The sequence below is a fragment of the Sporosarcina luteola genome, assembly GCF_007991495.1.
Lineage (GTDB): Bacteria > Bacillota > Bacilli > Bacillales_A > Planococcaceae > Sporosarcina > Sporosarcina luteola.
This window is the reverse complement of record NZ_BJYL01000004.1, coordinates 132,184-144,435: the sequence shown is the minus strand read 5'-3', so window position 1 is coordinate 144,435 and position 12,252 is coordinate 132,184. Positions and strand designations below refer to the sequence as shown.

Sequence of the window (12,252 nt, the reverse complement as noted above, 5' to 3'; positions counted from 1 at the left end):
TATTGTAAAATGAATGATAGCTTGTCTTTTAAATAGGGGGTAGTTTGGTTGAAATACAGATCCGTTTTTGAAATTATTGGTCCTGTTATGATCGGACCTTCATCTTCCCATACCGCTGGCGCAGCAAGAATCGGGCGTGTCGCTCGGGATTTGTTCGGCAGGCAGCCGGAATGGGCTAAAATATATCTTTATGGTTCATTTGCAGAAACATATAAAGGACATGGAACGGACGTAGCCATCATTGGCGGCCTACTGGACTATGACACTTTTGACGAAAGAATTAAAACTTCTTTCGAAGATGCGGCTGCGCTAGGAATGACATTTGAATTCATTCCGGAAGAGGAAGAAGCCGACCATCCGAATACAGCAAGAGTTGTCATTGGGGATAGCCAAGGTGAAATGGAACTTGTTGGCATTTCAATTGGCGGAGGGACAATGGAAGTCACTGAACTGAATGGTTTCCCGCTACGCCTATCCGGTCATTTCCCTGCTTTGCTTGTTGTGCATGATGACCGTGCAGGTGTCATTGCAAGCGTTTCAAACTCGATTGCTTCCCAAGGCATGAATATCGCCCATATGGAAGTAGGTCGTAAAGAAAAAGGGAAGATGGCGCTTATGGTCATTGAAGTCGATCAAATGTTTGATGAAACGCTCATAAATGAATTAAAATCTCTGCCGAATGTCACACAAGTATCGACGTTGGCGAACTAAGGAGGAATATATCGATGGAAGTTCTATTCGGTACGGTTAAGGAACTCGTTGCGCTTGCCGAAAGTCAAAATAAACCGATCTCAGAAATAATGATTGAGCAGGAAGTGCTAATTACACGTCGTTCACGTGAAGAGATCATTGCACAAATGGATAACAATCTCACAGTGATGGAAAGTGCAGTAGAGCAAGGCCTGCAAGGTGTGAAATCTACCTCAGGTTTGACGGGCGGAGATGCTGTGCTTATTCAAAATTATATAAAGTCCGGTAAATCATTATCAGGCGATCTCATCTTGGATGCAGTGAGCAAAGCAGTCGCTACAAATGAAGTAAATGCGGCAATGGGTATGATTTGTGCAACTCCGACCGCAGGGGCTGCGGGCATTGTACCTGGAACACTTTTTGCAGTAAAAGAAAAATTAAACCCGACAAGGGAACAGATGGTGAATTATTTATTCACATCAGGAGCTTTCGGATTTGTAGTTGCGAATAATGCATCCATCTCAGGAGCTGCTGGAGGATGTCAGGCTGAAACAGGATCTGCTGCCTCGATGGCTGCAGCTGCCATTGTTGAAATGGCAGGCGGAACCCCTCAACAAAGCGCTGAAGCATTTTCGATTGTCATGAAAAACATGCTTGGACTTGTTTGTGATCCGGTTGCGGGTCTCGTTGAAGTACCTTGCGTGAAACGTAACGCGATGGGTGCTGCAAAAGCGCTTGTCGGAGCTGATATGGCTCTCGCGGGAGTTGTAAGTAGAATTCCTACGGACGAAGTGATTGAGGCGATGCATCGGATTGGACAAACAATGCCTTCCGCTTTAAGGGAGACTGCGAAAGGCGGACTAGCAGCTACACCTACTGGGAAGAGATTGGAAGCCGAGATTTTCGGGAAGGATAAAACGGTTCGTGACACCGTCAATTCATGACGCTGTAACAACGCTTAAAGGTGTAGGCAAGGCATCCGCCGAACAACTGCAAAAATTGGGTATTGAAACGATAGAAGATTTAATCAATACATTTCCGTACCGGCATGAAGATTTCAGACTGAAAAACTTGGCTGATACGCCGCATAATGAACGGGTTACTGTTGAAGGAAGGGTCGAAAGCGAGCCTTCCGTTCTTTTTTTAGGCAGAAACAGATCTCGCCTTCAAATTCGACTGCTTGCAGGAAATCATCTAGTAAAAGCGGTTTTCTTTAATCAACATTATTTAAAGGAGCGTCTCACGATAGGAATGATTGTAACCGTGACGGGGAAATGGGATCGGGGCAGGCAAGTGATCAATGTCAGCAATTTCAGCGATGGTCCGAAAACCGATCAAGCCGACTTTGAACCGGTCTATAGTTTGAAAAACGTCATGCATCAAAAAACGTTCCGAAAATATATGAGGCAAGCGTTGGATTTATGTGGTGGCGAGATGGAAGAAGAGTTACCGGGTTCGTTACGCGAATCATATAAGCTGCCCACAATCAGCGAAGCGTTGGAAATGGTTCATTTCCCTAAATCACCTGTCGACGTCAAGCAAGCGAGAAGAAGGTTCGTCTATGAGGAATTGTTGAAATTCCAATTGAAAATGATCGGGATGAAGAAGATTCGTAAAGATGCAGAAAAAGGGATAGCCATTCACTATGATATTGAGCGGTTGAAATCGTTCATTTCATCTTTGCCGTTTGAATTGACAGGTGCACAAAAAAGAGTTGTGAATGAACTATGTGCAGAAATGAAAAGCCATCAAAGGATGAATCGCCTTTTGCAAGGTGATGTGGGTTCAGGGAAAACTGTCGTTGCAGCGATTGCGCTTTATGCTGCCATCACCGCCGGCTTCCAAGGAGCACTGATGGCTCCGACTGAAATCCTTGCTGAACAGCATGCTGATTCGCTTTCATCTTGGTTTGAACCATTTGGTGTGAGGGTCGCCTTTCTGTCCGGATCTACAAAGGGTAAGGCGAGAAAGAACATCCTTGAGCATTTAGCTAATGGAGAAATCGACCTGCTCATCGGTACGCATGCCCTTATCCAACCAGATGTCAGTTTCGCTAAATTAGGTCTCGTCATAACAGATGAGCAACACCGGTTTGGTGTAGAACAACGTCGTATCCTAAGGGAAAAAGGGTTGAACCCGGATGTGCTTTTCATGACGGCGACCCCCATTCCAAGGACATTGGCGATTACGGCATTCGGAGAAATGGATGTTTCAATTTTGGATGAAATGCCTGCGGGTCGTAAAGAAATTGAAACATATTGGTTAAAGGAAGAGTCATTGATGCCTGTCTTACGAAAGATGGAGAAGGAGTTGCAAGCTGGTAGACAGGCGTATGTAATTTGTCCTTTGATAGAAGAATCGGACAAACTCGATGTGCAAAACGCAGTCGATGTACACGCGCAACTCTCTTCACATTTTTCGGGCAAGTATACTGTGGGACTTATGCACGGGCGCCTTCATTCTGATGAAAAGGATGAAATCATGCGTGATTTTAGTGACGGGAATATCAACTGCCTCGTTTCTACAACGGTTGTTGAGGTTGGTGTGAATGTCCCGAATGCTACATTTATGCTCATTTATGACGCAACCCGCTTTGGGTTAGCCCAGCTCCATCAATTAAGGGGACGTGTCGGTCGTGGTGCCGATCAATCGTATTGTGTTCTTCTGGCAGATCCTAAAAATGAAGAGGGGAAAGAACGGATGCAATCGATGACTGAAACGAATGATGGATTCTTGTTAGCTGAAAAGGATTTGGAGTTGAGAGGCGCAGGCGACTTCTTCGGTAAAAAACAAAGTGGAATGCCTGAATTTAAAATGGCAGATCTCGTCCACGACTATCGTGCTCTTGAGACGGCACGTAAAGATGCTGAAGAGATGCTTTCATCCAATCGTTTTTGGACTGATTCTGAGTATGCTTTGCTAAGAGAAGGCCTGGAACAATCCGGTGCACTCTCGCAGGAACGAATGGATTGAAGAATAGAAACGATCAATAGAAGGATTACAAGCGAAGTTATAACTTGTAATCCTTTTTTGATTTTTAAGGGAGAATCATTGAATCAGGTTTTTGTAGAAATCAATCAAGAACTATGATAATATACTGGTATTAGTACCAAGTGCTAATCCGGAAGGGTGAAATCATTGAGAGTTCCAAAAAGGGAGAGGCAGCGCCAGCTTGGAATAAGCCTTGAACAGAATCCTTTTCTGACAGATGAAGAATTATCCAGGCAATTTAACGTAAGTGTACAAACAATCCGATTGGATCGATTGGAATGTGGCATTCCTGAGTTGCGCGAAAGGTTGAAAACTGTCGCCGCAAGGACGATGGAAGCCGAAGTGAAATCACTTCAATCTGATGAAGTAATCGGAGAAATTGTAGATATCGAATTGGATAAGCGTGCAATTTCAATATTTGATGTATCGGAAGAACATGTTTTTCAGCGGAATGGAATAGCTCGGGGACATCATTTATTCGCACAGGCGAACTCATTAGCTGTTGCGGTTCTCGATGACGATCTTGCCCTGACTGTCACTTCGACACTCCATTTTCTGAGGCCTGTCAAAGCAGGCGATCGCGTTATTGCCCGCGCTATCGTCGATAAGGACCGTTCGAACGACAAAAGGACTTTCGTTGAAGTTTTCTCGACTGTAGAGAACGAAACAGTCTTTACTGGGGAATTTGAAATGTATCAGACGACGGATCAGAGCAGGAGGAAATCATGATGATCATAGCTTTAGATGGAATGGGCGGAGACCACGCGCCCGGAGAAATAATTGCCGGCGCTATTGAAAGCCTTGCGGAATTTGATGATATACATATACATATTTATGGAAATGAAGAGAAGATGGCTCCTTATATGAAGGGGCATGACCGTTTAAAAGTGATTCACTGTACGGAAATCATCGAACCGGATGATGAGCCTGTCCGTGCAATTCGAAGAAAGAAAGATGCTTCCATGGTGCGGATGGCGCAAGCTGTAAAAGACGGGGAAGCAGAGGCATGTGTTTCTGCCGGGAATACCGGTGCATTGATGGCTGCCGGGCTATTCATCGTCGGTCGAATTGAAGGCATTGACCGTCCAGCGCTATCACCAACACTTCCGACGATTGATGGAAAAGGTTTCGTCTTTTTGGATGTTGGTGCGAATGCGGATGCAAAACCAGTGCAATTACAGCAATACGCTATTATGGGAAGCATTTATGCAGAAAAAGTTCGAGGCATAAAAAAGCCGCGTGTTGGACTTTTAAATATTGGTACTGAGGAAGGCAAAGGCAATGAATTGACAAAAGCCGCTTTCGGCCTCCTTTCAGAAGCGCCGATTCACTTTATCGGAAATATTGAGTCAAGGGAATTATTGAGCGGACAAGCCGATGTTATCGTTACGGACGGCTTTACAGGAAATATGGTTTTAAAGACGATCGAAGGTACTGCTTCCGGCTTCTTTACGATGTTGAAAGAAGTATATGGCGCTTCATTGAAATCCAAGTTGTCGGCAGCAATGGTCAAAGACGGCCTTCGCGGATTAAAGAAAAAAATGGATTATACAGAGTATGGTGGTGCAGGCCTTTTCGGTTTGAATTCCCCTGTTATAAAGGCGCACGGCTCATCCAATGCCAATGCGATTTTTAATGCCATTAGGCAAGCAAGAACGATGGTTGAATTCGATGTATGTGGAACGATTAGAGAAACGGTCGGAAAGGTGGGTTCGGAATGACGAAAGTTGCTTTTATTTTTCCGGGACAAGGTTCACAATCTGTCGGGATGGGTGTGGAGCTTGCGGAACATGAGGATAGTAAACGTTTTTTTGAACAGGCGGATGATGTGCTTAACTTTAAGTTAAGCGGCTTAATCTCAAATGGGCCGCAAGAAGAGCTCACATTGACATATAACGCGCAACCGGCTTTATTGACAGTCGGGGCCATGATCGCTTCCCGGCTCGTCCAAGAGGGGATTACACCTGCATACACAGCAGGACATAGCTTAGGGGAATACACAGCCCTTGTCGCTTCAGGAGTTTTATCATTCGAAGACGGAGTTTCAGTAGTCCGTAAACGCGGATTATTCATGAACGATGCAGTTCCAGCGGGGCAGGGTGCGATGGCAGCCATTCTTGGGCTCGACGGCAAAAAGTTAAAGGAAGTGACAGATTCAATTACGGCAGAAGGGTATCCTGTTCAACCGGCAAACTTGAACTGTCCAGGACAAATTGTCATTTCAGGTACGAAAAATGGGGTCGAAAAAGCCTGTATTGATTTAAAAGAAGCGGGAGCCAAAAGGGCGATTCCGCTTGACGTCAGCGGTCCGTTCCATTCGTCACTTATGAAACCAGCAGCAGAACGACTAAAAAACGCATTGGATGAGTTGGAAATGAAAGAAGCATCAATTCCTGTCATTGCGAATGTGAATGCCGCAGCAGTTACAGATCAGGAGAAGGTCAAACAACTCCTCGTTGAACAATTGTATTCTCCGGTTCTCTGGGAAGATTCCGTCCGCCAGTTGATCAAACATGGAGTGACGCATTTCATTGAATGTGGACCTGGTAAAGTACTTAGCGGACTTGTGAAGAAAATCGATAGATCCGTCACAGTGATTCCTGTTTATGATGAGGAAACGTTGCAAGCGGCGATTGAAGCATCGAAAGGGTGGTAAGGAATGGGTAGATTTGATGGGAAGACGGCAATTGTTACGGGGGCATCCCGAGGGATTGGACGAGAGATTGCGATCCTGTTAGGCAAAGAAGGGGCTAGAGTTGCTGTGAATTATAGCGGCAGCAAAGAAAAAGCCGATGAAGTAGTGCAAATCATTAAGGATTCGGGTAGTGAAGCCTTTGCAATCCAGGCAAATGTTTCGGATGCGGATCAAGTGAAACAAATGATTGACGCTACAATGGAAAACTTCGGTTCAATCGATTTCCTAGTAAACAATGCCGGAATTACAAGGGATAATCTTTTGATGCGCATGAAAGAAGACGAATGGGATGATGTCATCAACATCAACTTAAAAGGTGTCTTCCTATGCACAAAAGCTGTTACGCGGCAAATGATGAAGCAACGTGCGGGGAAAATCGTCAATCTAGCATCCATTGTCGGCGTCATCGGCAACCCGGGACAGGCGAACTATGTAGCCGCGAAAGCGGGAGTTATCGGATTGACGAAGACAACTGCAAAGGAATTGGCAACCCGTAACATTACGGTTAATGCAGTCGCCCCTGGATTTATTACGACCGATATGACAGACGCGCTTCCTGAAGAAGTGAAGACGCAAATGCTGTCAGCAATTCCATTAGGAAAACTCGGCTCTTCAGAAGACGTTGCAGGAGCTGTTGCATTCCTGTTGTCTAACGATGCAAATTATATAACCGGGCAGACAATTCATGTTGATGGCGGTATGGTGATGTAAGTATCGTTGTATTTTTAGTGTCCAGCTTCAGCGGCCAGGTGCTCGGGTCATAAGCCAGTCCAGCTGTGCGGCAAAAAGCGCCGCTTCGCCGGTCTGTCTTATGCCTGTCGCACCTAAGCAGGCCGCTTACGCTTTTCTTGTTGTCCAGCTTCGGGCGCTAGCCCCTCGAGTCGCTTCGGTCTTGAAGATAAAGGCAAAGAGCGCCTTTATTTCAAGCCCTCCAGCGCTTGTCGGGGCTAAGCAAGCGCCCTACGCTTTTCGTTTTGTCCAGCTGCGGGCGGCAGCTGCTCGGGTCGCTTCGGGCAGAAGGTAAAGGCAAAGAGCGCCTTTAACTTCTGCCCTCCAGCGCCTGTCGCATCTAAACGCCGCCCTACGCTTTTCTTGAGGGGAGGTGAATGTTTTGTCAGTACTTGAACGAGTAACGAAAGTGGTTGTCGACCGTCTTGGTGTCGATGAAAGCGAAGTGAAACCTGAAGCTTCTTTCCGTGATGATCTCGGCGCAGACTCTTTGGATGTCGTTGAGCTTGTAATGGAATTAGAAGATGAATTCGATATGGAAATTTCCGATGATGACGCTGAAAAGATCGGAACTGTCGGTGATGCTGTAAAGTATATCGAAGAAAAAGTGAATTAATCTTATCGTAATCTCCAAAAAAGAGTTCAATTACGCTTCATGCGTATGTAAACGAACTTCCATCGAGATGCTTTCATCCTTTCTTAATAGAAAAGGTATGAAAGTATCTCTTTTTGGTTTTGCATGTATGGCGCGAACCGTGTAAAATTAAAGGAACTACGAAGTGAAAGGCAGAATCTTGATGAATCCAAAACCGAAGCAAAAAAATAAAAATGTAAACATGCCCCTTCCAGCTGAAGTGCGAAGGAAATTTGAAGACCTACAAAAACGCTTGAATATATTCTTTAAAGATGAGTCATTCCTCTACAATGCATTTACCCATTCTTCTTACGTAAATGAACATCGTCGAAAAAACTTCTCTGATAACGAAAGACTGGAATTTCTAGGCGATGCCGTTTTGGAACTTGGAGTTTCACGTTTTCTTTATGCAACCGAGCCGAATATGAGCGAAGGTGAACTGACGAAGCTAAGAGCGGCAATCGTTTGTGAACCGTCACTTGTTAAGTTTTCCAATGAACTTCATTTTGGAGATTACATACTACTTGGCAAAGGTGAGGAGCAAACTGGCGGCAGGATGCGACCTGCACTGCTAGCGGATGTTTTTGAAGCCTATATTGGAGCCTTATTTTTGGATCAAGGGATGGAACCGGTCACGGGCTTCCTTGAAAAGATTGTGTTCCCGAAAATTGGAGACGGTGCTTTTTCGCATGTGATGGATTATAAAAGTCGCTTGCAGGAGATTATTCAACAGACAAACAGCGGCAACTTAAATTATGAAATCATCGAAGAGAAAGGTCCAGCGCATGCGAAAAAGTTTGTCACCGTCGTGAGATTGGAAGACCGCGAATTAGGTATGGGAATCGGAAGGTCAAAAAAAGAAGCCGAGCAGGAAGCGGCCCGTCAAGCCATCCAAGTATTAAAAGGAATTGAGGCCGAAGGGGAGAACTGATTGTGTTTCTTAAAAGAGTAGAGATTATCGGATTCAAATCATTTGCCGAGCGCATTGGCATTGATTTTGTACCGGGTGTGACTGCTATTGTCGGACCTAATGGCAGCGGAAAAAGCAATATTACTGATGCAATCCGTTGGGTACTAGGAGAACAATCGGCTAAATCTTTGCGTGGCGCCAAAATGGAAGACGTGATTTTCGCAGGCAGTGATTCTCGCAAGCCACTGAATTTTGCCGAGGTGACACTCATCCTCGATAATACAAATGGGCTATTTCCGCTGGATTATACGGAAATAAGTGTTAGTCGGCGTGTTTTTCGCTCAGGTGAAAGTAATTATTTGTTGAACGGTCAGCAATGTCGACTAAAGGATATTAATGATGTCTTCATGGATTCGGGATTGGGAAAAGAGGCCTTTTCCATCATATCCCAGGGCCGTGTTGATGAAATTTTAAACAGCCGACCTGAAGATCGAAGAAGTATTTTTGACGAAGCGGCGGGTGTATTGAAATATAAAACCCGGAAAAGAAAAGCCGAACATAAGCTTTTTGAAACGGAAGATAATTTGGATCGTGTCCTTGATATTTTGAAGGAATTGGATGTAAGAATCGGTCCGCTTGAAAAAAATGCAGAGGCTGCCGAAAAATATAAAGTTCTATCCGCTGAAATTAGGGAAGCGGATGTACGTCTACTTAATTATGATGGAGCCAAATTTCGCGAATCATTACTAGCGAAAACAGCGCTTCTCGATGAAAAAAAGAGACAGCGAAGTGGAATTGAATCAGAAATTGCAAAGGCCGAGCAAAATTCAAATGTGCTGAAAAATCAATTGGCAAATACTGATAGAAAAATTGAACTACTTCAAAAGCAATTGGTTGAACTAAGTGCTGAAACTGAAAAGTGGGAAGGTCGGCGCCTTTTAACAATTGAAAAGCAAAAGAATACCGAGCAACATATAATTCGCATTAACAAAGAGTTGGCTGCTGCCCAAAAGGACAAAGACGTTTTCTTAGTCAAGTTATCGGCTTTGAAAGAGAAGATGGATAGCACTAACTCCAAGCTGGAGATAATCCAAACCGAAATGAACGAGATTTCACAAATTCTTAAAAGGTCAGTGAAAGAGACTGAAAAAGAAATTGATGAATTAAAATCAACATATATCGACCTTTTGAATGAAGAGGCGACAATTAGAAACGATTTGAAGCATATTGAAGAACGGTTGCAGGGCGAAAAGAATTCAACCGACAGGATATTGGAACAAACCTCTGTTTTAAAAGCGAAACTTCATGAAGTGAATGAAAAAAGATCAATGCAACTAAAAGTAATTGCGTCTTTGAAGGCTAAAAGGGAGCAAGTGGAAGCCGCATACAGAAACTCAGAAAAATGTTATGAGGAATCGGATAAGGATTTAAAAAACCAACAGCAGTTCATGCAAAACGCTTTGAATAAACAATCTGAAATGCAAGGAAGATTGCGTGCACTTAAAAGTTTAGAGGCGGAATTCTCAGGTTTTTATTCTGGGGTAAGATCTGTACTCATTGCAAATAAGGAAGGAAGATTGCGTGGTGTGGACGGTGCTGTCGCTGAGCTGATTACGATAGCGGATCCTTACATCAAAGCGATAGAAACGGCTTTAGGTGGTGCGGCACAGCATATAGTCACATCAACAGAGGCGGAAGCAAGGAATGCTATCGGTTATTTGAAGCAAAGGAATGCGGGCCGGGCAACATTCCTTCCTCGGGATGTCATGAGACCAAGGAGGCTTCCATCTGCATCTCTTCGCATCGCTGAACAACATCCCGAGTTCGTGGGAACGGCTGAGCAACTTGTACAAACCGATAATGCCTTTAAAATCATAACTGAAAACCTACTTGGTATGACTGTCGTCGCAAAGTCGTTGGCTGGCGCCTCGGCAATTGCAAAAACGTTGGATTATAAATATCGAATCGTTACACTTGACGGCGATGTCGTGAATGCCGGCGGTTCTCTCACTGGCGGAGGGGCTAAAGGACAATCATCCGTTTTTTCTAGAAAGGCGGAACTGGAAACGTTAAGCGCCCAGATTGAACGCATGGCGACATCGATTGAAACCGCGACGAAAAAAATGGGTGATTCAAAAATGGCTGTCGCCCAACACATGCATGATACGGAAAGATTCCGCCAACAGCTAGAGGGTTTTCGTGAAGAACAATCTTCTGTAGATTCGGGTCTTCGTGAAATGGATATGGAAGTGAGAGCACTTGAATCACAAATCTCACTGGCGGAAAAAGGCAAGGCTGGTGCTGAAAACGTCGGTGCAGAATTGGCAAATAAGAAATCGGCATTGCTTGAGGAACATGCAATGGTAAAGTCAACACTGGCTTCCACACAAAAGGAAGTTGAGACGTTAGAACGCCTAGCTGCCGATAGACGTAATGAGGAAGCTGCCCTAATGGCTAGAAATAGTGAGCTAAGGGAGCAAGCGGCAATCCATCGGGAACAGAAAGGTCATCAGCAGTCATCTATTGCGGAGATGGAAGAAACGCTTGTTCATCTTGAACAAAAGATATCCGCTTTAACGGCCGATCAACTGTTATATTCCGAACATGAAGATGGAATAGAGCTTACACCGGAAGAAATTACAGCCAATATCGAACGATCAGCATCTGAAAAATCATCGATTGAAAAATCGCTGATGGATGAAAGGGCAAATCGGAATCGGATTGCAGATACTCTGGATGAACAGGAATATTCATTGAAGCAACTACGGATCGACGAGGGGAAGGCCGTTTCGGCTTTAAACGAAATCAACGTAACCGTTTCACGACTTGAAGTGAAATATGAATCTATTACAAATCGATTGTTAGATGAATATGGACTTTATCCAGACTTTAGCAGTGAGATTGAAAATAATTTTGATGTTGAACAGACAAGAAATCGGGTGACACACCTGAAAGAAGAACGGGAATCGCTAGGTTCGGTTAACCCAAGTGCTATCCAGGAGTTCAAAGAAGTTTCTGAACGCCATGCATTTCTTACTGAGCAACGAAATGATCTGCTGGAAGCAAAAAACACATTGAACGAAGCGATGTCTGAAATGGATAAGGAAATGGAAATGCGCTTTGGTACGACTTTCAATGCTGTTAGAAGTCGATTCCATACGGTCTTTAAGGAGATGTTCGGCGGGGGAGATGCAGATTTGATTCTTACGCAGCCTGATAATCTACTGGAAACCGGTGTGGAAATAGTTGCCCGACCACCTGGTAAAAAATTGCAAAACTTAAGTCTGTTATCCGGCGGAGAACGTGCGCTTACGGCGATTACTTTACTGTTTTCAATTATAGAAGTCCGGCCAGTCCCTTTCTGTATTTTAGATGAGGTAGAGGCGGCGCTCGACGAAGCGAATGTCATCCGGTACAGTAAGTATTTGAAGAAGTTCTCGGACAATACACAATTCATCGTCATTACTCATCGTAAAGGTACGATGGAAGGAGCGGATGTTTTGTATGGTATTACGATGCAAGAATCGGGCGTCTCGAAGCTAATTTCAGTAAAACTGTCAGAAGTTCCGGCAGAGATGCTTGGATAGATGAATGAGGATAAAA

Annotated in this window: 10 protein-coding genes; all 10 read left to right on the top strand. The window is 44.4% G+C overall.

Annotation, left to right across the window (positions count from 1 at the left end):
- Window positions 1–48 precede the first annotated feature (48 nt).
- The 10 genes from sdaAB (at window position 49) to smc (ending at window position 12,236) form a co-directional block, all read left to right on the top strand.
- Window positions 49–711, top strand: a complete 663-nt coding sequence (gene sdaAB / locus SLU01_RS01880; protein ID WP_147054742.1) for an L-serine ammonia-lyase, iron-sulfur-dependent subunit beta — start codon at window positions 49–51, stop codon at window positions 709–711.
- Between the two features lie 14 nt (window positions 712–725).
- Entirely contained in the window at window positions 726–1,634 is a 909-nt protein-coding gene (gene sdaAA / locus SLU01_RS01875; protein WP_147054740.1) for an L-serine ammonia-lyase, iron-sulfur-dependent, subunit alpha, read from the top strand.
- Window positions 1,615–3,663, top strand: coding sequence for an ATP-dependent DNA helicase RecG (recG, locus tag SLU01_RS01870; RefSeq protein WP_147054738.1), 2,049 nt, complete (start codon window positions 1,615–1,617; stop codon window positions 3,661–3,663). Before sdaAA ends, recG begins: the two co-directional genes overlap by 20 nt.
- A 165-nt stretch (window positions 3,664–3,828) precedes the next feature.
- The gene (gene fapR, locus SLU01_RS01865; protein ID WP_147054735.1) at window positions 3,829–4,410 is read left to right on the top strand and encodes a transcription factor FapR; all 582 of its coding nucleotides are present in this window, start codon (window positions 3,829–3,831) and stop codon (window positions 4,408–4,410) included.
- On the top strand, window positions 4,410–5,402 hold the full coding sequence (gene plsX, locus SLU01_RS01860) for a phosphate acyltransferase PlsX (protein ID WP_147054733.1): 993 nt from the start codon (window positions 4,410–4,412) through the stop codon (window positions 5,400–5,402). Before fapR ends, plsX begins: the two co-directional genes overlap by 1 nt.
- Complete coding sequence (gene fabD, locus SLU01_RS01855) at window positions 5,399–6,337, top strand: ACP S-malonyltransferase (RefSeq protein WP_147054732.1); 939 nt, start codon at window positions 5,399–5,401, stop codon at window positions 6,335–6,337. The genes plsX and fabD overlap by 4 nt, the downstream gene beginning before the upstream one ends.
- A gap of 3 nt (window positions 6,338–6,340) precedes the next feature.
- Window positions 6,341–7,087: a 3-oxoacyl-[acyl-carrier-protein] reductase gene (gene fabG / locus SLU01_RS01850; protein WP_147054730.1), complete on the top strand. Its 747-nt coding sequence runs from the start codon at window positions 6,341–6,343 to the stop codon at window positions 7,085–7,087.
- A 400-nt stretch (window positions 7,088–7,487) separates the two neighbouring features.
- A complete protein-coding gene (locus SLU01_RS01840; protein WP_373866381.1) occupies window positions 7,488–7,721 on the top strand; it encodes an acyl carrier protein in 234 nt (77 codons plus the stop codon).
- Window positions 7,722–7,902: 181 nt separating this feature from the next.
- Window positions 7,903–8,670: a ribonuclease III gene (gene rnc / locus SLU01_RS01835; RefSeq protein WP_373866380.1), complete on the top strand. Its 768-nt coding sequence runs from the start codon at window positions 7,903–7,905 to the stop codon at window positions 8,668–8,670.
- Window positions 8,671–8,672: 2 nt separating this feature from the next.
- Window positions 8,673–12,236 (top strand): chromosome segregation protein SMC, encoded by a 3,564-nt coding sequence (gene smc, locus SLU01_RS01830; RefSeq protein WP_170232549.1) that lies wholly within the window; start codon window positions 8,673–8,675, stop codon window positions 12,234–12,236.
- The last annotated feature ends 16 nt before the right edge of the window (window positions 12,237–12,252 follow it).